At 48.9% G+C, this 21604-nt stretch carries 22 protein-coding genes and 1 pseudogene; 17 read left to right on the top strand and 6 right to left on the bottom strand.

The annotated features are described in order from the left end of the window. Positions 1 to 102 precede the first annotated feature (102 nt). The 3 genes from E4Z61_RS03350 to E4Z61_RS03340 are packed head-to-tail and all read left to right on the top strand — an operon-like array spanning position 103 to position 2829. On the top strand, positions 103 to 465 hold the full coding sequence (locus E4Z61_RS03350) for a GtrA family protein (RefSeq protein ID WP_135321526.1): 363 nt from the start codon (positions 103 to 105) through the stop codon (positions 463 to 465). After that, entirely contained in the window at positions 462 to 1373 is a 912-nt protein-coding gene (locus E4Z61_RS03345; protein ID WP_135321525.1) for a glycosyltransferase family 2 protein, read from the top strand. Before E4Z61_RS03350 ends, E4Z61_RS03345 begins: the two co-directional genes overlap by 4 nt. 13 nt (positions 1374 to 1386) lie before the next feature. Further along, entirely contained in the window at positions 1387 to 2829 is a 1443-nt protein-coding gene (locus E4Z61_RS03340; protein ID WP_135321524.1) for a glucosyltransferase domain-containing protein, read from the top strand. 39 nt (positions 2830 to 2868) lie between these two features. Here the strand turns inward: E4Z61_RS03340 and E4Z61_RS03335 are convergent, their stop codons facing one another. Together E4Z61_RS03335 and E4Z61_RS03330 are read right to left on the bottom strand one after the other, a co-directional pair. After that, positions 2869 to 3279, bottom strand: a complete 411-nt coding sequence (locus E4Z61_RS03335) for a tail fiber assembly protein (RefSeq protein ID WP_167817514.1) — start codon at positions 3277 to 3279, stop codon at positions 2869 to 2871. A gap of 25 nt (positions 3280 to 3304) precedes the next feature. After that, positions 3305 to 4255: a hypothetical protein gene (locus E4Z61_RS03330; protein ID WP_135321522.1), complete on the bottom strand. Its 951-nt coding sequence runs from the start codon at positions 4253 to 4255 to the stop codon at positions 3305 to 3307. A 283-nt stretch (positions 4256 to 4538) separates the two neighbouring features. Here E4Z61_RS03330 and E4Z61_RS24315 point away from each other — a divergent pair, with 283 nt between their 5' ends. After that, a complete protein-coding gene (locus E4Z61_RS24315) occupies positions 4539 to 4835 on the top strand; it encodes an ECs_2282 family putative zinc-binding protein (protein WP_420808694.1) in 297 nt (98 codons plus the stop codon). 23 nt (positions 4836 to 4858) lie between these two features. Here the strand turns inward: E4Z61_RS24315 and E4Z61_RS03325 are convergent. The 3 genes and pseudogenes from E4Z61_RS03325 to icd all read right to left on the bottom strand — a co-directional run. Further along, positions 4859 to 5243 (bottom strand): annotated as a pseudogene (locus E4Z61_RS03325) (DNA methyltransferase); the annotation flags it as partial. 43 nt (positions 5244 to 5286) lie between these two features. Next, positions 5287 to 5493 (bottom strand): hypothetical protein, encoded by a 207-nt coding sequence (locus tag E4Z61_RS03320; RefSeq protein ID WP_135321521.1) that lies wholly within the window; start codon positions 5491 to 5493, stop codon positions 5287 to 5289. A 456-nt stretch (positions 5494 to 5949) separates the two neighbouring features. Continuing rightward, positions 5950 to 7200 (bottom strand): NADP-dependent isocitrate dehydrogenase, encoded by a 1251-nt coding sequence (icd, locus tag E4Z61_RS03315; RefSeq protein WP_135321520.1) that lies wholly within the window; start codon positions 7198 to 7200, stop codon positions 5950 to 5952. A gap of 202 nt (positions 7201 to 7402) precedes the next feature. Here icd and rluE point away from each other — a divergent pair, with 202 nt between their 5' ends. The 9 genes from rluE to roxA all read left to right on the top strand — a co-directional run bounded on the left by rluE (position 7403) and on the right by roxA (position 16195). After that, positions 7403 to 8020, top strand: a complete 618-nt coding sequence (gene rluE, locus E4Z61_RS03310; protein ID WP_135321519.1) for a 23S rRNA pseudouridine(2457) synthase RluE — start codon at positions 7403 to 7405, stop codon at positions 8018 to 8020. Positions 8021 to 8069: 49 nt separating this feature from the next. Then, positions 8070 to 8999 carry a hypothetical protein gene (locus E4Z61_RS03305; protein WP_135321518.1) on the top strand — a complete coding sequence of 310 codons (930 nt, stop codon included), beginning with the start codon at positions 8070 to 8072 and terminating at the stop codon, positions 8997 to 8999. A 10-nt stretch (positions 9000 to 9009) separates the two neighbouring features. Then, positions 9010 to 9471 carry an NUDIX hydrolase gene (locus E4Z61_RS03300; RefSeq protein ID WP_135321517.1) on the top strand — a complete coding sequence of 154 codons (462 nt, stop codon included), beginning with the start codon at positions 9010 to 9012 and terminating at the stop codon, positions 9469 to 9471. 53 nt (positions 9472 to 9524) lie between these two features. After that, positions 9525 to 10631 carry a tRNA 2-thiouridine(34) synthase MnmA gene (gene mnmA, locus E4Z61_RS03295; protein ID WP_135321516.1) on the top strand — a complete coding sequence of 369 codons (1107 nt, stop codon included), beginning with the start codon at positions 9525 to 9527 and terminating at the stop codon, positions 10629 to 10631. 34 nt (positions 10632 to 10665) lie between these two features. Next, on the top strand, positions 10666 to 11307 hold the full coding sequence (hflD, locus tag E4Z61_RS03290; protein WP_005120991.1) for a high frequency lysogenization protein HflD: 642 nt from the start codon (positions 10666 to 10668) through the stop codon (positions 11305 to 11307). A gap of 3 nt (positions 11308 to 11310) precedes the next feature. Beyond that, positions 11311 to 12681, top strand: coding sequence for an adenylosuccinate lyase (purB, locus tag E4Z61_RS03285; protein ID WP_135321515.1), 1371 nt, complete (start codon positions 11311 to 11313; stop codon positions 12679 to 12681). Between the two features lie 169 nt (positions 12682 to 12850). Beyond that, positions 12851 to 13522, top strand: a complete 672-nt coding sequence (gene phoP, locus E4Z61_RS03280; RefSeq protein WP_135321514.1) for a two-component system response regulator PhoP — start codon at positions 12851 to 12853, stop codon at positions 13520 to 13522. Then, a complete protein-coding gene (gene phoQ, locus E4Z61_RS03275) occupies positions 13522 to 14985 on the top strand; it encodes a two-component system sensor histidine kinase PhoQ (protein ID WP_135321513.1) in 1464 nt (487 codons plus the stop codon). The genes phoP and phoQ overlap by 1 nt, the downstream gene beginning before the upstream one ends. A gap of 88 nt (positions 14986 to 15073) precedes the next feature. Beyond that, on the top strand, positions 15074 to 16195 hold the full coding sequence (roxA, locus tag E4Z61_RS03270) for a [50S ribosomal protein L16]-arginine 3-hydroxylase (RefSeq protein WP_135321512.1): 1122 nt from the start codon (positions 15074 to 15076) through the stop codon (positions 16193 to 16195). Positions 16196 to 16251: 56 nt separating this feature from the next. Here roxA and pepT read toward each other — a convergent pair whose 3' ends face one another. Next, positions 16252 to 17478: a peptidase T gene (gene pepT, locus E4Z61_RS03265; RefSeq protein WP_135321511.1), complete on the bottom strand. Its 1227-nt coding sequence runs from the start codon at positions 17476 to 17478 to the stop codon at positions 16252 to 16254. A gap of 250 nt (positions 17479 to 17728) precedes the next feature. Between pepT and potA the strand changes: the two genes are divergently transcribed. Genes potA through potD form a run of 4 tightly spaced genes read left to right on the top strand, consistent with a single transcriptional unit; the run spans position 17729 to position 21557 of the window. Continuing rightward, the gene (potA, locus tag E4Z61_RS03260; protein WP_135321510.1) at positions 17729 to 18865 is read left to right on the top strand and encodes a spermidine/putrescine ABC transporter ATP-binding protein PotA; all 1137 of its coding nucleotides are present in this window, start codon (positions 17729 to 17731) and stop codon (positions 18863 to 18865) included. Next, the gene (potB, locus tag E4Z61_RS03255; RefSeq protein ID WP_135321509.1) at positions 18849 to 19706 is read left to right on the top strand and encodes a spermidine/putrescine ABC transporter permease PotB; all 858 of its coding nucleotides are present in this window, start codon (positions 18849 to 18851) and stop codon (positions 19704 to 19706) included. The genes potA and potB overlap by 17 nt, the downstream gene beginning before the upstream one ends. Further along, positions 19703 to 20482: a spermidine/putrescine ABC transporter permease PotC gene (gene potC / locus E4Z61_RS03250; protein WP_003030794.1), complete on the top strand. Its 780-nt coding sequence runs from the start codon at positions 19703 to 19705 to the stop codon at positions 20480 to 20482. Before potB ends, potC begins: the two co-directional genes overlap by 4 nt. 28 nt (positions 20483 to 20510) lie before the next feature. Next, positions 20511 to 21557: a spermidine/putrescine ABC transporter substrate-binding protein PotD gene (potD, locus tag E4Z61_RS03245; protein ID WP_135324864.1), complete on the top strand. Its 1047-nt coding sequence runs from the start codon at positions 20511 to 20513 to the stop codon at positions 21555 to 21557. Positions 21558 to 21604 lie beyond the last annotated feature (47 nt).

Here is a 21604-nt window from a genome sequence, read left to right as displayed (position 1 = left end):
ATCGAGCCACTCCAAGGGCCTCCCGTAGTGGCCCCCCAAAATGTCGATCTGGTTATGTATCAATGTTAAACTCACTCCCTTCTTATTCAGCCTGTTTTCACAATGATAAAACTACTATCACGTTACATTTCCGTAGGTATCGTGAACACTGCATTACACTGGGCAGTGTTCGGCTTCATGGTGTACATCATAAAATGTGACCAGGCTTCGAGCAATGTGGTGGCATTTTTAATAGCCGTGACATTTTCATTTTTTGCTAACGCAAAATATACATTTAGTGCAAAAGCCACCAGCAGAGGGTACATACTATTTGTTGGTTTCATGGGGATATTGAGCTTTGTCTCTGGTCAAGTATCCGATCATTACAACATTTCCCCTCTCATAACGCTGATTGAGTTCTCCTCTATCAGCTTGGTATGTGGCTTCATGTACTCTAGGTTCATTGTTTTTAGGGATCCGAAATGAAAATTTCTCTTATTGTGCCAGTCTTCAATGAAGAAGCTACGATTCCCATTTTTTACAAGGTAGTGCGCGAATTCGAAGAACTAAAAAAGTATGACGTTGAAATTGTCTTTATCAACGATGGTAGCAAAGATGCCACAGAATCAATCATCAATGCTCTTGCGGTATCTGATAAGCTCGTCGTTCCTGTGTCCTTCACTCGAAATTTTGGCAAAGAACCAGCCATATGCGCCGGGCTTGACTATTCAACCGGTGAAGCAGTCATTCCGATCGATGTTGATCTGCAGGACCCAATTGAAGTAATTCCGGTCATGATAGAGAAATGGCTGTCGGGTGCTGATATTGTGCTGGCAAAGCGTTCTGACCGTTCTACAGATGGGAAACTAAAGCGGAAAACTGCTGAATGGTTTTATAAATTGCACAATAAAATAAGCGACCCGAAAATCGAAGAGAACGTTGGCGACTTTAGACTCATGTCCCGTGATGTAGTCGAAAACATCAAACTTATGCCGGAACGTAACCTCTTTATGAAAGGTGTCCTAAGTTGGGTTGGTGGCTGTACTGATGTTATTGAGTACACTCGAGCCAGACGTATTGCAGGTAACACTAAGTTTAACGGTTGGAAATTGTGGAATCTTGCACTGGAAGGCATTACCAGTTTTTCGACGTTTCCACTCCGAATATGGACTTACATTGGTTTCTTTGTCGCTGCTTTATCCTTCTTATACGGAGCATGGATGATTGCAGACAAAATATTTTTGGGAAACCCGGTAGCAGGATATCCATCTATTATTGTTTCAATTCTATTCCTTGGCGGCGTTCAGTTAATTGGAATCGGTGTGCTTGGCGAGTACATAGGAAGAATATATATCGAAACTAAACAACGACCACGCTACATAGTAAAAAAATAATATGGACTTTAAAATGTTTTCTAAAATTGATAAAAAAGCATTATTCATATACTCAGGACTAGTCCTGTTATTCATTTACCCTTTAATTCAAGCGGGGATACATTACAGGGATGATTTAGATAGGTCTATTACTGGCTATTATGGCTGGCGCGGTTTAGGCCGCCCTTTTGCAGATATTTTGACAAGATTTTTTTCTGCAAGTGGCCACTATAACCTTGATCTATTCCCGTATACAATGATCGCATCCTGTATCTTTTTAGGTGCTTCTTCACTTGCACTTAGTAAACACCTGATGAAATCAGATGTACCTAATGCTAGCATGGTTGCCGCACTTTTAATTTTCAATCCTTTTATACTGCAGAATATAGCTTACAGATACGATAGTCTTGGAATGTCCATTGCTTTTTTCTTTGCAGTAATGGCATATACGTATAAAAATAAAAACCTTAATATAGAAATTGCAGTAAAACTATTAGCAGGAGTAACATCCTTAACGTTATATCAACCATGTGCAAATATTTTCATTGGTTTACTTGCGATCGACGTAATAATCATAGCAATAAAAGAACATGCGAAAATCAAAGAATCTGTGTTATTCCTAATTAAAAAAACAATTTTATTTGTATCTTTTTATCTTATCTACATGTTTTTCTTTTCCCCAAAGCATAACTCTCGCTCAGAGTTAATACATTTAGATAAAGGTGGGGTAGAACATCTAACAGGAACATTGATTTCATTAAAATCATTGGTTTTTTCATATTTTTATCATCCGGTTTACATTTACTTCGCAATACCGATATTAATTAGTTGTGTGTTTATGCTTATTACTTACCGCACACGCTCAAGAAATATCGTCTCGTTTGTTCTCTATGGGGTTCTATCTTTTTTAATATTCATTATCTCACTTATGGGGCCAACCGCATTACTACAGGATGCACCGGTTCTTCCCCGTACCCTAGTTTCTTTTTCTGTCATACTGGTAATAATTGCTATACCAGTTATGCATTTTGCTCCTCGATTTAAATATATTGCACTAATTCCTGTCATTGCTTCACTTGCTTTTAGCGCTCAACTAAGTAACACCATGAAGGCACAGAAAGAATATGAAGACTTTGTTTTTAACATGATTGCACAGGACATCTCCAATCATAAAAACATCACTTCTATTGGAACTGTAGGTCAATTAAACGCAAATGAAAGAGCAGAATTATTAATCAACAACAAACCATTGATAGGTTATTTCGTTTATCCAGCAACCGAGTTTTTAGCCTCCTTTCAATTGTTCAACAAAGGATTACCACAAACACGGCATGGCTATGGTGATGCGCAAGAAAACAAAAACCAGCTTACTGAAATGGTTAATAAAGGAATCAAACCAGTAACCTCTAATCAGTATTACTCATTATTTATTTCGGATAACACTGCCATAGTATTTTTGGGAAAATACAACAATTAACTATTACAAGCCCTCACACCGATGTTTGAGGGCTTTTCATTAGGTTAAGACCGGATTATCATGACTTGCAGAGGTCAAATTAAGACGACGTAACGCACTACGCTTAGCCCGTAGCGCCGTCAACTCTGCCAGTTCATCCCCAGAAATATCACCGTCGTCCTGTGCCTTTGCTAACGTGGTAATGCGGCTGGAAAGCTCTATCATTTCCTCCTCACGCATACGCATTGCAATTGCTAACTGCCGTACCGGACACGGAATAATTTTCCCGTTTTCGTACTGCCATATTCCATCACGAAAGCGTTCAGAGAAATCGGCAGGAACCTCCTGTAAATCTACTTCCGCAACCGAAAGACCTATTGGGTTTTGTAACGAGCTGGCATCAACGTCACCATTTTCCGCATGTCCTGCAGCGCCAAATCGCTCCCCTACAGGAATCGACTGTTTGACCAATCCATTGTTGCGTAAGGTGATAAATTTATTGGCTGTGGATTATTAGGCTAATAAACCCGAACACCGGCGTGTCGAATAATCCAGCCCCAGCCCGAATAATACCCGCGCTGCTGATATTACGTTCAGAGCGTACATCACTCATTGCATTGACCCCGCTATGAGAGGATATATTACCCACAGCCCAGACATTTCCTGACGGGTCGATGGACACCAGATTATTACCGTTCATGGTAATAGAGAGTCCCTGAACTCCATCACTGCCGTTTCTGGCAATCCCAATAATAACTTTATTGGCATACCAGTTAAGCTCTACACCAGAAACGATAGTGCCATCGGGACCAGTTCGACTGAATAATACCGTCGGGTTTTGCTCCTGCGGCAGAGTTTCAACCCGCCCAAATTTAAACGTAGAGTTAAAGCTCCCGCCAGCTGACGTCAGAAATTCATAAACTCCGATCCATGCGCCATTCACGAGCACATGCTTGGCCGAACGTCCGTCAGTGGTGTACTCAATCAGAAATCCATAATTTGCGCCGTAGTTCATCCAGTCAAATTCGTGCCATGATTGGCCTGGATAAGCCGCCCCGGTTACTTCGGATCCCGCCCGATATTTACCCGTAGGTTTCCCAATAAAATAAGCGTGGACATCTGAGCCATTGGGAATTGAAATCGTAGTGCCACCGATACCAAAGTCACCAACCTGCATCAATCTACCCGGAGTAGTGTCGAAATTTGACGCAGTAACATCACGAATCGCCGCCGATTTCAGTTCAAGATTTGCGCGGGCTAAAGCTTTATCAATCAAATCAGACAGATTGTTTTTCTTTAGTAACGCAGCCGGGATCTGATTGGTGATTAGTTGCATTATGGCTTTATACAACTGATCGTGCTGTGCTTTATTCAACGTTAACCCGGACTGTTCAATAACAGTGCAGACTTCTTCCTGTACCGTAGTGCCAGAAACAGGATCGGACATTTAGCCCCCTCTTGATTGATATGAATCCTCTCGGAAATGAGGGGAAGTGGGTTCACGATTCAGAGATTGAATTATTCAACAAAAAAAGTCGTAAATGATTCACTGAACCATACAGATAAATGGCTGGTTTATTGCAGTGTGGAAGATTTAATTTCGACGTGTAACTATTTGTTGCGAATGGATAAAACATCATCATCCACGCGCATGAAGTGCAACATCCCTCGCAATTTTTTGGTTATAACATGTAAATCCATGAAACATTTATCTACATTAAAATAACATTATGTTTTTGCAAAAGAGAAACCTCACAGTGTTCAGCGTTAAATACAAGTGCCCCAAGTGTGGCCACTTAACCGAGTTACCATGCGTTGAAGATATCTACAATTCACAGGACTTTTGCCCGGTAGAATGCAATGACTGTGGAACCAAATTCCGAAAAGAGGAGTTGCTACGTTGTACCAGGCATAAAGCAGCACAGATGGTCAAAGAGGCATTAGCCAGGATGCAAAAACATATATCCAGCACATCAGATGAACCTGCCGCTACCATTTTACCTATAATGAAAAAAACGAAACGGTAGCATAGTGATATCAATGTTCGATCCATCTCCTCAACTTCTCTGACAGTTTCAAAAAACCTGTCTGCTTCCAGTTCTACGCCGATCGCCCGACGGCCAAGTTCTATTGCAGCTTTCACAGTTGAACCACAGCCCATAAAGAAATCGACTACGATATCCCCTGACCTGCTGCTGGCGCTAATGATCTGCTTCAGCATATCGGCAGGTTTTTCGCTTGGATGTTTGCCTGGATAAAAGTGAACGGGCTTATGTGTCCATACGTCGGTATACGGAACCTGGGCGGAAACAGAGAAGCAGCGCCGAAGGGTTTTGTATTCCTCCAGCAATTCCGAATACTTGCGGTTTAAAGGTGGCCACCAGCTGATGGTGAGGATGTTCAAGCCTCAGCTGAATGCGCTTATCGATAGCGATGGGCGCGAGCTGCTACAGACAACCAGTCTTACTTATAACCGGGTTAATACAGGAAGACACCTTCCTGCATCATTAAATAGAGCGCCAATGAGATAGCCCCGATTACGCCGCCTGCAAATAAGTAGAAGGCTATAGCAAACTGCGCCTGACAAGAAAGCTTGACCATCGCTAGTGTGCGATGTGTTTTCTTACTGACCATCTTTGATGCGTAATCTGGGGCACGCTCAATATTTAATGTTATATCTGCCATGCTATTACCCTGCTCCCGCAAAACTTGAATAACCCACAATTAATGAAAGGTTATAGTTTTCAAAGAACACGCACTGAGATTAATCTCATATAAATGTTAAAAAAATCAGGATAGCTGCGAGGCTTTTTCAGTTTTTGGGAGGTTTGCATGTAAGTATCCAAACGATTTATCAAAACAGTTTTGAGGCTGAACAATTAAATTGGCCGAAAGAGACAACCTCCGCTTCTGGCACAGAACGGACCTAAATATTAACGAGCGTCCACCAGCAATAATAAAATGCTGAGGAATGCCTAATGGGAACCTGGCAATAGAACTGCCAGCTGACCGACCAGCCAACCCCAAACTACCAAGGAGTTTTGATAACTTGTTTTGATAAAATTTTGATAACCGTTAGCAGCCTAACAAAAAAAAACGGGAGCGTTACGCTCCCGTTAATGAATTTAACAAATTACCGCATTACATGTTTTCGATAATTGCGTCGCCAAACTCGCTACATTTCAGCAGTTTAGCGCCGTCCATCAGACGTTCGAAGTCATAGGTCACGGTTTTCGCGTTGATCGCACCACTCATACCTTTAACAATTAAATCAGCCGCTTCAACCCAACCCATGTGGCGGAGCATCATTTCAGCTGACAGGATGATGGAACCTGGGTTCACTTTATCCTGACCCGCATACTTCGGTGCTGTACCGTGGGTCGCTTCGAACAGTGCACATTCGTCACCGATGTTTGCACCCGGTGCGATACCAATCCCGCCAACCTGCGCTGCCAGAGCATCAGAGATATAGTCACCGTTCAGGTTCATACAGGCGATGACGTCATACTCTGCCGGGCGCAGCAGGATCTGCTGCAGGAACGCATCGGCGATAACGTCTTTAACAATGATCTCTTTACCGGTTTTCGGGTTTTTGATTTTCACCCACGGGCCGCCGTCGATCAGTTCTCCACCGAATTCTTCACGCGCTAACTGGTAACCCCAGTCTTTGAACGCGCCTTCGGTGAATTTCATGATGTTACCTTTGTGTACCAGAGTAACAGAATCACGATCGTTGGCGATGGCGTATTCAATCGCCGCACGCACCAAACGCTTGGTCCCTTCTTCGGAGCACGGTTTGATACCAATGCCACAATGTTCCGGGAAGCGAATTTTCTTCACGCCCATCTCTTCGCGCAGGAATTTAATCACTTTCTCTGCATCAGCAGAGTCAGCTTTCCACTCGATACCCGCGTAGATGTCTTCAGAGTTTTCACGGAAGATGACCATATCGGTCAGTTCAGGATGTTTAACCGGGCTTGGCGTGCCCTGGTAGTAACGTACCGGACGCAGGCACACGTACAGGTCAAGTTCCTGGCGCAGCGCAACGTTCAGTGAGCGAATACCGCCGCCAACTGGAGTAGTCAGTGGGCCTTTGATGGCAACACGGTAGTCACGAATCAGATCAAGGGTTTCAGCAGGCAGCCAGACGTCCTGGCCATAAACCTGGGTGGATTTCTCGCCGGTGTAGATTTCCATCCAGGAGATTTTACGCTCGCCTTTATAGGCTTTCTCGACAGCAGCATCGACAACTTTGATCATCGGTGGGGTTACATCAACGCCGATACCGTCGCCTTCAATGAACGGGATAATCGGATTTTCAGGAACGTTGAGTTTGCCGTTTTGCAGGGTGATCTTCTTACCTTCCGCCGGAACAACTACTTTGCTTTCCATTCACCTCTCCTTCGAGCGCTTCTGGTTCTGCTCGTCTGTCATCACGCTGCATGTGCATTTGCGTCCTGCTACACGGATGCGTTAGAGCAACTTTTTGTTAATGATTTGTAATGAGCGTGTCAATACTACCCTATTGTTCGCCGCCATGAAAGACACTCGTTCTTAGGCTATAATGCGGCAATTGATATAATCTGAAAATACCATGCAAAAAACTTCTTTTAGAAATCACCGGGTTGAGCGATTCAGCTCACGACAAGTCACTAAGCAGCGTAAAGAAAACCAGCCAAAACGCGTGGTTTTGTTCAATAAACCCTACGATGTTTTGCCACAATTTACTGACGAAGCGGGCCGCAGCACGTTAAAAGATTTTATTCCCGTACAGGGCGTCTATGCTGCGGGCCGCCTGGATCGGGACAGTGAAGGCCTGCTGGTACTGACAAATGACGGGGCATTACAGGCTCGACTGACGCAACCGGGTAAACGTACCGGGAAAATTTATTACGTCCAGGTTGAAGGTGATCCGACGCCAGACGCGCTGGACGCTCTGCGTCACGGAGTGACGCTCAATGACGGCCCTACTTTGCCAGCAGGCATTGAGGTTGTTGCAGAACCTGACTGGCTGTGGCCGCGAAATCCCCCGATTCGTGAGCGCAAAAACATTCCCACCAGCTGGCTGAAAGTGACTTTATATGAGGGCCGTAACCGCCAGGTGAGACGCATGACGGCGCACGTGGGTTTCCCCACGCTGCGTTTAATCCGTTATGCCATGGGTGATTACACGCTGGAAAACCTCGCCAACGGCGAATGGCGGGAAATATAGCCGTAGCGTTCACTTTTAACGCAACCATTAACAAGGAAGAGAAAACAACATGGATAAACGGCTTATTGCGACATTCGTCCTGCTCGGCGCGTCACCGTTTTGTTCAGCAGAACAGGACTGTGAGTCGATTGCCGGGATCGCTGCAGGAGAGGCTAACTACCTTTATGACTCTGCCAAAGTGAAAACCGACTCCCGTCTGCATTTCTATTCCGCACCGGCCACCGAATGCCAGCTTTCTGCTTTTTTGGTCAATAGCGACACTGTAGAGGTACTCCGGAGTTCGCAGCGTTATGAAAGCACTGGCATGTTGTCCAAAGACGAACCTTTTCGTTACGTCCGTTATCGGGGCGCAAATGGCACTTTCGCCACCGGTTGGATTAAAACAGACGGACTCACACCGTTAGCTAATCCGCTTCCCGTTAGCCACGCATGCCAAACTTGGGCCAATAAAACGATGTCGCAACGCGAGAAGACGCCCTCCACCGCCAGTAACCATTATCAGGTCACTGGCAGTACACGCGCAGGGTTCTATTCAATGCCGAATGAGCAGTGCCGCAGCAGTTCCGTGTTCCTGGTACCCGGCGACGTAGTTTCAGCGCAGGAAGAGTCTAAAGACGATTTTATTGACGTGGTCTATTACACTGCAGATCGCCATATTGTGCGCGGCTGGTTAAAAAAATCACAGCTACAGCCCTTAAACAGCGGCGATCGCTATCGCGACGACATCAATCCAGTCTCTACAGATAAAGCAACACGGGTCGCCAGCCTTGATTTGCGTCACGACTATCAATGTATTTTTTATGAAAGCTGGAATGCAAAAACGGCCATTGAGATTATCGTGCGCGAAGATCACCAGACAGCGTTGTGCCGTGGAGGGGCCGATCCACAAACCTCCCCTCCCGTGGCCTACATCAGTATCGATAAGACTACTGGCAAGATTAGCTGGCCAGATGTGGCTGAAGGCTTTAAAGAAGAATAAGAGGTGAACCATGTTCAAACCGCACGTTACCGTCGCCTGCATTGTGCATGCCGAAGATAAATTTTTAGTCGTTGAAGAAACTATCAATGGCAAAGCCTTGTGGAATCAACCCGCCGGGCACCTGGAAGCGGATGAAACTCTGGCGCAAGCCGCCGCGCGCGAACTGTGGGAAGAAACCGGCATCACCGCGCAACCACAGCACTTCATTCGTCTGCATCAATGGATCGCACCGGACAGAACGCCCTTTTTACGTTTTCTGTTTTCTATCGAGCTTGCCAATATGTGCGCTACTGAACCGCATGACAGCGATATAGACTGCTGTCGCTGGGTGAGTGCAGAAGAGATTATCTCAGCGCCAAATCTGCGTTCGCCGCTGGTTGCCGAGAGCATTCGCTGTTATCAGAGCGGGCAACGGTATCCGTTGGCCATGATCGGAGAATTTAACTGGCCGTTTACAGAGGGTGTCAAGTAAAGGGCTGCGTGATAGAATATGCCGCCTTGAAGTTCAATGTCGTGAGTATTCCTATGTCTGAAAGCCCAAAAAAAGTGATCGTCGGCATGTCCGGCGGTGTCGATTCCTCCGTTTCTGCCTGGCTGTTGCAACAACAGGGTTATCAGGTAGAAGGCCTGTTCATGAAGAACTGGGAAGAGGACGACGGTGAGGAATACTGTACCGCTGCCGCCGATCTTGCGGATGCGCAAGCCGTCTGTGACAAACTCGGCATTGAACTGCATACCGTCAACTTTGCAGCAGAATACTGGGACAACGTCTTTGAACTGTTCCTTGAAGAGTACAAAGCGGGCCGTACGCCAAACCCGGATATTCTGTGCAACAAAGAAATTAAGTTTAAAGCCTTCCTCGAATTTGCCGCTGAAGATTTAGGTGCCGATTACATCGCCACCGGTCATTACGTGCGCCGTGCGGATGTCGACGGCAAAAGCCGCCTGCTGCGTGGACTCGACGGCAATAAAGACCAGAGCTATTTCCTCTACACGCTCGGCCACGAGCAGATCGCCCAAAGCCTGTTCCCGGTCGGTGAACTGGAAAAGCCACAGGTGCGTAAAATTGCCGAAGATCTGGGTCTGATTACTGCGAAGAAAAAAGACTCCACCGGCATCTGCTTTATTGGCGAGCGTAAATTCCGCGAGTTCCTCGGCCGTTATCTGCCGGCACAGCCAGGAAAAATCATCACCGTAGATGGCGAAGAGATTGGTCAGCACCAGGGACTGATGTACCACACGCTGGGCCAACGTAAAGGCCTGGGGATCGGCGGAACTAAAGAAGGAACCGAAGATCCATGGTATGTGGTCGATAAAGACGTTGAGAACAACATTCTGGTTGTTGCTCAGGGGCATGATCATCCGCGCCTGATGTCCGTTGGCCTGATCGCGCAACAACTGCATTGGGTCGATCGCGAACCGTTCATCGGCACAATGCGCTGCACGGTGAAAACCCGCTATCGCCAGACCGATATCCCGTGCACCGTTAAGGCACTGGATGACGAGCGTATTGAAGTGATTTTTGACGAGCCGGTTGCAGCGGTAACGCCAGGTCAGTCGGCCGTCTTTTACAATGGCGAAGTGTGCCTTGGCGGCGGTATTATCGAACAACGATTGCCTCTGCCGGTATAATTACTTACACATTTAATACAAGGAAGCAGTGAACGTGGCAAAGAATTATTATGACATCACCCTCGCCCTGGCAGGCATTTGTCAGTCGGCACGCTTGGTGCAAGAACTGGCGCACCAGGGGCATTGTGATGCCGATGCATTACACGTTTCACTGAACAGTGTCATCGACATGAACCCCAGCTCAACGCTGGGCGTATTTGGCGGTAGCGAGGCTAATCTGCGTCTTGGTCTTGAAACGCTACTTGGCGTACTTAACGCCAGCAGTCGTCAGGGGCTAAACGCGGAACTCACCCGCTACACGTTAAGTCTGATGGTGCTGGAGCGTAAGCTGTCAGCCGCCAAAGGCGCGATGGACACGCTGGGAGACCGTATCAACGGCTTGCAGCGCCAACTGGACCATTTTGATTTGCAGTCAGAAACATTGATGAGTGCGATGGCGGGTATTTATGTTGACGTCATCAGCCCACTCGGCCCGCGTATTCAGGTCACGGGTTCCCCGGCCATCCTTCAGAGCCCACAAGTTCAGGCTAAAGTACGTGCTTCGCTTCTGGCTGGCATTCGCGCTGCCGTACTCTGGCATCAGGTGGGTGGCGGTCGTCTGCAACTCATGTTTTCTCGTAATCGCCTGACCACTCAGGCAAAACAAATTCTTGCTCATTTAACCCCGGAGTTGTGATCTATGGAATTATCCTCACTGACCGCCGTTTCCCCTGTCGATGGACGCTACGGCGATAAAGTCAGCGCGCTGCGCGGGATTTTCAGCGAATATGGTTTGCTGAAATTCCGTGTACAGGTTGAAGTACGCTGGCTGCAAAAAATGGCCGCGCACGCAGCGATCAAGGAAGTTCCTGCTTTTGCTGCCGACGCAATCGGTTTCCTTGATGCGATAGTCGCTAACTTCAATGAAGAAGATGCCGCACGCATCAAAACCATTGAGCGGACGACCAACCATGATGTGAAGGCCGTTGAATATTTTCTGAAAGAAAAAGTGGCTGATATCCCGGAACTGCATGCCGTTTCCGAGTTTATTCACTTCGCGTGTACCTCAGAAGACATCAACAACCTGTCTCACGCGCTAATGCTGAAAACCGCACGCGACGAAGTTATCCTGCCGTACTGGCGCAAGCTGATTGACGCAGTGAAAGACCTGTCCGTACAGTATCGCGATATTCCCCTGCTGTCCCGTACCCACGGTCAGCCCGCCACGCCGTCTACACTCGGTAAAGAAATGGCTAACGTGGCGTACCGTATGGAACGTCAGTACCGCCAGCTCAACCAGGTCGAAATTCTCGGTAAAATCAACGGTGCCGTTGGTAACTATAACGCCCACATCGCCGCTTACCCGGAAGTTGACTGGCATCAGTTCAGCGAAGAGTTTGTGACTTCACTGGGTATCCAGTGGAACCCGTACACCACGCAGATAGAACCGCACGACTACATTGCCGAGCTGTTCGATTGCGTTGCGCGTTTCAACACCATTCTGATCGATTTTGACCGCGACGTCTGGGGTTATGTGGCGCTGAACCACTTCAAACAGAAAACCATCGCCGGTGAAATTGGTTCTTCCACCATGCCGCATAAAGTTAACCCAATCGACTTCGAAAACTCCGAAGGCAACCTGGGTCTGTCTAACGCGGTACTGCAGCATCTGGCAAGCAAACTACCGGTCTCCCGCTGGCAGCGTGACCTGACGGATTCGACCGTTCTGCGCAACCTGGGCGTGGGCATCGGCTATGCACTGATCGCCTATCAGTCCACGCTGAAAGGCGTGAGTAAACTGGAAGTGAACCGCGATCATCTGCTGGACGAACTGGATCATAACTGGGAAGTTCTGGCTGAACCGATCCAGACCGTGATGCGTCGCTATGGCATTGAAAAACCGTACGAGAAGCTGAAAGAACTGACCCGTGGCAAGCGTGTTGATGCCGAAGGTATGAAGCAGTTTATCGACGGACTGGCGCTGCCGGAAGAAGAGAAAACGCGTCTGAAAGCGATGACGCCGGCTAACTATATTGGTCGTGCTATCACCATGGTTGATGAACTGAAGTAATCAGCGACCAACTAGATGGTAAACATAAGCCGGGTAAGCGTCATCAGCGCAACCCGGCTTTTTTATCGCCCACGGTAATGTCCCTTCCCCTCGGTTTATTAAATGTTTATCCCCACAGCCACATAATCAGCGTTAAACTATTCATACCGTTATTGAGGGAGAAACGAAGATGCGCGTACTGGTTGTTGAGGATAATGCCTTATTACGTCACCACCTGAAGGTTCAGTTACAGGATGCTGGTCACCAGGTTGATGATGCAGAGGATGCAAAGGAAGCAGATTATTACCTTAACGAACATCTGCCAGATATTGCGATCGTCGACTTAGGACTCCCTGATGAAGATGGCTTGTCGCTGATCCGCCGCTGGCGCAGCAATGAAGTCTCTCTCCCCATTCTGGTCTTAACCGCCCGCGAAGGCTGGCAGGACAAAGTGGAAGTGCTTAGCGCCGGTGCAGATGACTACGTGACAAAACCTTTCCACATTGAAGAGGTGGTCGCCCGAATGCAGGCACTGATGCGCCGCAACAGTGGCCTTGCCTCGCAGATTATTTCGCTGCCGCCTTTTCAGGTTGACCTTTCCCGCCGCGAATTATCCGTGAATGACGAGGTCATCAAACTCACCGCTTTTGAATACACCATCATGGAAACGCTGATCCGCAATAACGGCAAAGTGGTCAGCAAAGATTCGCTGATGCTGCAACTTTATCCGGACGCCGAACTGCGTGAAAGCCACACTATTGATGTGCTGATGGGACGTCTACGCAAAAAAATTCAGGCACAGTATCCGGATGACGTGATCACCACCGTGCGTGGCCAGGGTTACCTTTTCGAACTGCGCTGATGAACAAATTATTGCGCCATTTTTTCCCGTTATCGCTGCGGCTACGCTTTTTGCTGGCGACCGCAGGTGTTGTATTGGTGCTTTCACTGGCCTATGGCATGGTTGCGCTAGTGGGTTACAGCGTAAGCTTTGACAAGACAACGTTTCGTCTGCTGCGCGGTGAAAGTAACCTGTTTTACACCCTCGCGAAATGGGAAGACGGCAAGCTACAGGTCGAGCTGCCTGAACATCTCGATATGCAAAGTCCCACTATGTCGCTCATTTATGATGAAAATGGCAAACTGCTGTGGGTACAACGCGATATCCCCTGGCTAACGCAAAGTATTCAGCCTGACTGGCTAAAAACAAATGGTTTCCATGAAATAGAAGCCGATGTCGATGCCACCAGCACGTTACTGCGCGAGGATCATTCCGCACAGCAGCAGCTTAAAGAAGTCAGAGAAGATGATAACGACGCCGAAATGACCCACTCCGTAGCGGTGAACATCTACCCTGCAACCGCACGCATGCCTCAGCTAACTATTGTCGTTGTCGACACTATCCCCATTGAGCTGAAGCGCTCGTATATGGTCTGGAGTTGGTTTGTCTATGTTTTAGTAGCCAATCTGTTGTTAGTCATCCCGCTGCTATGGGTCGCTGCCTGGTGGAGCTTACGGCCTATTGAATCACTGGCGCGTGAAGTCCGTGAGCTCGAGGAACATCACCGCGAGATGCTCAACCCCACCACCACGCGCGAGCTGACCAGCCTGGTACGCAATCTCAACCGGCTACTGAAAAGTGAACGTGAGCGTTACGATAAATACCGTACCACCTTAACCGATCTCACTCACAGCCTGAAAACACCGCTGGCCGTATTGCAAAGCACACTGCGCTCAATGCGCAATGAAAAGATGAGTGTAAGTGATGCAGAACCCGTCATGCTGGAGCAAATCAGCCGCATTTCCCAGCAAATTGGCTATTACCTTCATCGAGCCAGCATGCGCGGCGGTAACGCCCTGCTGAGTCGAGAACTACACCCGGTTGCCCCTTTGCTAGATAAGCTGACCTCCGCCCTCAATAAGGTATATCAGCGCAAAGGTGTCACCATCAGTCTCGATATCTCGCCCGAAATCAGCTTTGTGGGTGAGCAAAATGATTTTGTCGAGGTCATGGGTAACGTGCTGGACAACGCCTGTAAATACTGTCTGGAGTTTGTCGAGATTTCCGCTCAGCTATCCGACGATAGTCTGCATATTCTGGTTGAAGATGACGGACCTGGTATTCCACAAACCAAGCGCGAGGTCGTTTTTGATCGTGGTCAACGAGTGGATACCTTACGACCCGGACAAGGCGTAGGGCTGGCAGTAGCACGAGAAATTACCGAGCAGTATGACGGGCAGATTATCGCTGGCGACAGCTTGTTAGGCGGTGCACGCATGGAGGTCATTTTTGGTCGCCAGCAACCGGGACATAAAGACGAGTAAGCTGTTTGTAATATTTATGTGCCGACATCACTTATCCGGTTAAGCATCCGTTATAATCGGAGCAACCAACAGCCTGCGGATGCTCATTATGGAATACCAATTAAACCTCAACTGGCCCGACTTTCTTGAACGCCACTGGCAAAAGCGCCCGGTGGTCTTAAAGCGTGGTTTTAATAACTTTATCGATCCGCTTTCTCCTGATGAACTGGCCGGACTGGCGATGGAAAGTGAAGTCGACAGCCGACTGGTCAGCCACCAGGACGGCAAATGGCAGGTGAGCCACGGTCCTTTCGAGAGCTATGATCATCTCGGCGAAAATAACTGGTCGCTGCTGGTCCAGGCCGTTAATCACTGGCACGAGCCTACCGCCGCGCTGATGCGTCCGTTTCGCGAATTGCCGGACTGGCGTATCGATGACCTGATGATCTCATTTTCCGTACCCGGCGGCGGCGTTGGCCCGCACTTGGATCAATACGATGTATTTATCATTCAGGGCACCGGTCGACGCCGCTGGCGCGTAGGCGAAAAACTCCAGTTGAAGCAGCATTGCCCGCACCCTGACCTGCTGCAGGTTGATCCGTTCGAAGCCATTATTGATGAAGAACTGGAGCCGGGTGATATTCTGTATATCCCACCGGGATTCCCGCACGAAGGTTACGCGCTGGAAAACGCGATGAACTATTCAGTGGGTTTCCGTGCCCCAAACACGCGGGAGCTGATCAGCGGATTTGCCGATTACGTTCTGCAACGTGAGCTGGGTAGCACCTATTACAGCGATCCGGATCTGCCGCCGCGCGACCATCCGGCGGATGTTCTGCCACAGGAATTGGATAAACTGCGTGAAATGATGCTGGGGCTGATTAATCAGCCTGAACATTTCAAACAGTGGTTTGGTGAGTTTATTTCCCAGTCACGTCATGAACTTGATGTGGCCCCGCCGGAGCCGCCTTATCAGCCTGACGAAATCTACGATGCCCTGAAACAAGGGGATGTACTGGTACGTCTGGGTGGATTACGCGTCATCCGCGTCGGAGACGAGGTTTATGTCAACGGTGAAAAGATTAACTCTCCGCATCGCCCTGCCCTCGAGGCGCTGGCCAGCCATATCGTGCTTACAGCCGAGAACTTTGAGGATGCGCTGGAAGATCCATCCTTCCTCGCCATGCTGGCCGCACTGGTCAACAGTGGGTACTGGTTCTTCGAAGGGTAATTATTGTCGTTATGCCGGATGACGCTTCGTGCATCCGGCATCTAACGCCAGGCTTATTACTGCTGTTTCGCCGTCAACTCGGCAATACGCACAATCACCTGCACCGCTTTTTCCATCCCTTCCAGCGTCACAAACTCATGTTTACCATGGTAGTTGTAGCCGCCGGTGAACAGATTCGGGCACGGTAATCCCATAAACGACAGCTGCGCACCGTCGGTACCGCCGCGAATGGGTTTCAGCATAGGCTCAATGTCGCAGTCGCGCATCGCTTGCTGGGCGATATCCAGCACATGCGGATGCTCGATCACTTTCTCGCGCATGTTGTAATAGCTGTCTTCGATCACCAGTTCGATGTAGCAGTCCGGGTGTAACCCTTTGCCGACTTTTTTGGCGATCTCCATAATTTTACGTTTGCGCGCTTCAAACTGTTTGCGATCAAAATCACGGATGATGTAGTGCATATCCGCCCGGTCAACGGTGCCTTTCATACTCGCCAGGTGGTAAAAACCATCGTAACCTTCGGTGGCTTCCGGGCTTTCATCTGCCGGAACCTCAGCGTGGATACGGGCAGCCAGCGACAGCGCATTCACCATCACGCCCTTTGCGGTACCAGGATGCACATTGTTGCCAACGATTTTGATATTAACCGACGCTGCGTTGAAGTTTTCAAACTCCAACTCACCCACGCCCCCTCCATCAACGGTGTAGGCCCACTTCGCATCAAATGCCGCAACGTCGAAGTGTTTCGCCCCTTTCCCGACCTCTTCGTCTGGGGTAAAGGCCACGCGAATATCACCATGGGGAATGTTTTTATGCTTCAACACTGCCAACGCGGTCATGATCTCCGCTACCCCGGCTTTGTCGTCTGCGCCCAGCAGCGTTTTACCGTCGGTGGTGATCAGCGTTTGTCCCAAAAGTTGATGTAACACAGGGAACATCACCGGCGACAAAATCTCATCACCAATGCCTAACGCAATATCGCCCCCACGGTAGTTTTCAACAATTTGCGGATTGACGTTTTTGCCACTGAAATCCGGTGAGGTATCGACATGAGAAATGAAGCCAATCGCGGGAATATCACCAGCAACATTCGCGGGCAACGTTGCCATCAGCGTACCCTTCTCACTTAGCGAAACGTTAACCAGCCCCATTTCTTCAAGCTGTTGTTTGAGCAGCTGTAATAACTTCCACTGTCCCTCGGTGCTGGGTACCTGCCGCACACCCGATTTGGACTGAGTGTCCAGCGACACGTAGTGTAAAAAACGCTCAAGTAGTTTATCCATGCAGTCACCCTCACTTTTCGTGACAACATTATCAATAAGCAACAAAAGACAAATATTGCGTCAGGTCACTTTTATCCCCGCAAGTGAGAATATTTCTCTCTGACGCCCCTTCTGACTATAAGGCTAAGTTAGTAATTCGCAACAAGGATTGGCGATTACAATGGTTTGCCGTAGAATAACGGCCCTCATTAAGAGTCATCAAGGTGGTTAACCACAAACCCCGCAGCGGTCAGCCATCCGTTGCGTTTACATGGGACAGAGTAAAAAATTGAATAAACAACCGCGTTCGCTTTCTCCACTGGTGCAATTAGCGGGAATTCGCAAAAGTTTCGATGGCAAAGAGGTGATTTCTAGCCTGGATTTGACCATCAACAATGGCGAATTTCTCACGCTGCTCGGCCCCTCTGGCTGCGGTAAAACAACCGTTCTACGCCTGATTGCGGGTCTGGAAACAGTTGATTCCGGTCATATTATGCTGGACAACCAGGACATCACTCACGTACCTGCGGAAAACCGCTACGTGAACACAGTATTCCAAAGCTATGCGTTATTCCCCCACATGACCGTTTTCGAAAATGTGGCTTTTGGCTTACGCATGCAAAAAACTCCCGCAGCCGATATTCAACCTCGCGTCACCGAAGCTTTGCGCATGGTGCAACTGGAAGAGTTTGCCCAGCGTAAACCCCATCAACTTTCCGGTGGACAGCAGCAGCGCGTGGCAATTGCCCGGGCGGTGGTCAACAAACCTCGTTTACTATTGTTAGATGAATCGCTCTCTGCGCTGGACTACAAACTGCGCAAGCAGATGCAAAACGAACTGAAAGCGCTGCAGCGTAAGCTTGGTATCACCTTTGTCTTTGTCACTCACGATCAGGAAGAAGCGCTAACCATGTCAGACCGTATCGTGGTGATGCGTGACGGCAAGATTGAGCAAGACGGCACGCCGCGAGAAATTTACGAAGAGCCAAAAAATCTGTTCGTCGCCGGGTTCATCGGTGAGATCAATATGTTTAACGCGACGGTGATTGAGCGTCTGGACGAACAGCGCGTTCGTGCTAACGTTGAAGGCCGCGAGTGCAACATCTACGTTAATTTCGCGGTTGAGCCGGGACAAAAACTGCATGTTCTGTTGCGTCCGGAAGATCTGCGCGTGGATGAGATCAACGATGATAACCACGTCGAAGGGCTAATCGGCTACGTGCGTGAGCGCAACTACAAAGGCATGACGCTGGAGTCGGTTGTTGAACTGGAAAATGGCAAGATGGTGATGGTCAGCGAATTCTTCAACGAAGACGATCCTGACTTCGATCACTCTCTGGACCAGAAAATGGCCATCAACTGGGTAGAAAGCTGGGAGGTCGTACTGGCTGATGAAGAACACAAGTAAATTCCAGAGTGTGGTGATCGTCACCATTGTCGGTTGGCTTGTGTTATTTGTTTTTCTGCCCAACCTGATGATCATTGGCACCAGCTTTTTGACCCGTGACGATGCGAGTTTCGTCAAAATGGTCTTTACGCTGGAAAACTACGCTCGCCTGCTCGATCCGCTCTATTTTGAGGTGCTGATTCACTCCCTCAATATGGCGCTGATTGCTACGCTCGCTTGCCTGGTACTCGGCTATCCATTTGCCTGGTTTTTGGTAAAACTACCGGAGAAGGTGCGTCCGCTGCTGCTTTTCCTGCTGATTGTTCCGTTCTGGACCAACTCACTTATTCGCATCTACGGACTCAAACTTTTCCTCAGTACCAAAGGCTATCTCAACGAGTTTCTGCTGTGGCTCGGGGTCATTGATACCCCCATTCGCATCATGTTCACCCCCAGCGCAGTCATTATTGGCCTCGTTTACATTCTGCTGCCGTTTATGGTGATGCCGCTTTATTCCAGCATTGAGAAGTTGGACAAGCCATTGCTGGAAGCCGCGCGCGATCTGGGCGCCAGCAAACTTCAGACCTTTACCCGCATCATTATTCCGCTGACGATGCCGGGAATTATCGCCGGCTGCCTGCTGGTGATGCTGCCCGCCATGGGGCTGTTTTACGTGTCCGACCTGATGGGCGGAGCGAAAAACCTGCTGATTGGTAACGTGATTAAAGTTCAGTTCCTGAACATTCGCGACTGGCCGTTTGGTGCCGCCACCAGCATAACGCTGACCATCGTCATGGGCCTGATGCTGCTGGTTTACTGGCGTGCTTCTCGCTTGTTGAACAAAAAGGTGGAACTCGAATGATCGGTCGACTGCTCCGCGGCGGTTTTATGACCGCTATCTACGCGTATCTGTACATTCCAATCATCATTTTGATTGTGAACTCCTTTAACAGCTCGCGCTTTGGCATTAACTGGCAAGGCTTTACCACCAAATGGTACGGCCTGCTGATGAATAACGACAGTCTGCTGCAGGCGGCTCAGCACTCGCTGACCATGGCGGTATTATCAGCAACGTTTGCCACACTAATTGGCTCGCTGACGGCGGTTGCGCTCTATCGCTACCGTTTTCGCGGCAAACCGTTTGTCAGCGGCATGCTGTTCGTGGTGATGATGTCGCCGGATATCGTGATGGCGATTTCTCTGCTAGTGCTGTTTATGCTGATTGGTATTCAACTGGGGTTCTGGTCACTGTTGTTTTCGCATATCACCTTCTGTCTGCCTTTTGTGGTGGTGACGGTTTACTCACGCCTGAAAGGATTCGATGTCCGTATGCTGGAAGCCGCGAAAGATCTGGGCGCCAGCGAAGTCACCATTCTGCGCAAAATCATTCTGCCGCTGGCGATGCCGGCCGTCGCTGCGGGCTGGTTACTGAGCTTTACCTTGTCGATGGATGACGTTGTCGTTTCATCGTTCGTCACCGGACCGGGTTATGAAATATTGCCATTAAAAATCTACTCAATGGTCAAAGTCGGCGTTTCACCAGAGGTGAATGCACTGGCCACCATTTTGTTGGTTCTGTCGCTGGTTATGGTCATCGCCAGCCAGCTTATTGCACGTGATAAAACCAAGGGCCGTTAAGGGCCCTTCATTCAGGGGACGTTAAATGATGAAAAAATGGTCACGCCACCTGCTCGCGGCGGGTGCTCTGGCACTGGGCATGAGCGCCGCTCACGCAAATGATAACAACACGCTCTATTTCTATAACTGGACCGAGTACGTTCCGCCAGGACTGCTGGAACAGTTCACCAAAGAGACCGGCATTAAGGTTATCTATTCGACCTACGAGTCTAACGAAACCATGTATGCCAAGCTCAAAACCTACAAAGACGGTGCCTACGATCTGGTGGTTCCCTCCACCTATTACGTAGATAAAATGCGCAAAGAGGGCATGATCCAGAAGATTGATAAGACGAAGCTTACCCACTTCAACAATCTCGATCCGGAAATGCTCAACAAGCCGTTTGACCCGAATAATGACTACTCAATCCCGTATATCTGGGGTGCAACGGCCATTGGCGTCAACAGCGATGCCATTGACCCTAAAACCGTGACCAGCTGGGCCGATCTGTGGAAACCGGAATATAAAAGCAGCCTGCTGTTAACCGATGACGCCCGTGAAGTGTTCCAGGTGGCGCTGCGCAAACTGGGCTATTCCGGTAACACCACCGACCCAAAAGAGATTGAAGCCGCTTATAACGAGCTGAAGAAGCTGATGCCTAACGTTGCGGCGTTTAACTCCGACAACCCGGCAAACCCGTACATGGAAGGTGAAGTCAACCTCGGTATGGTGTGGAACGGATCTGCGTTTGTCGCACGTCAGGCGGGCACGCCGCTGGAAGTCGTGTGGCCGAAAGAAGGCGGGATTTTCTGGATGGACAGCCTGTCTATTCCGGCGAATGCCAAAAACAAAGAAGGCGCGCTGAAGCTGATTAACTTCCTGCTGCGCCCCGATGTAGCGAAAGAAGTGGCCGAAACCATTGGTTATCCGACGCCAAACCTGGCCGCACGTAAACTGCTCAGCCCGGAAGTGGCAAATGATAAAACGTTGTATCCTGACGCCGATACCATTAAGAAAGGCGAGTGGCAGAACGACGTCGGGTCTGCCAGCGAGATTTATGAAGAGTACTATCAGAAGCTGAAAGCAGGGCGCTAATCAGCATGTTGCCGGGTGGCGCTTTCGTCTTACCCGGCAACAAAAAA

Origin of the sequence: Citrobacter tructae, from assembly GCF_004684345.1 — a bacterium.
Taxonomy (GTDB): Bacteria; Pseudomonadota; Gammaproteobacteria; order Enterobacterales; family Enterobacteriaceae; genus Citrobacter; species Citrobacter tructae.
Note: the sequence above shows the minus strand (reverse complement) of the source record. Positions and strands in the feature narration are given on the sequence as shown.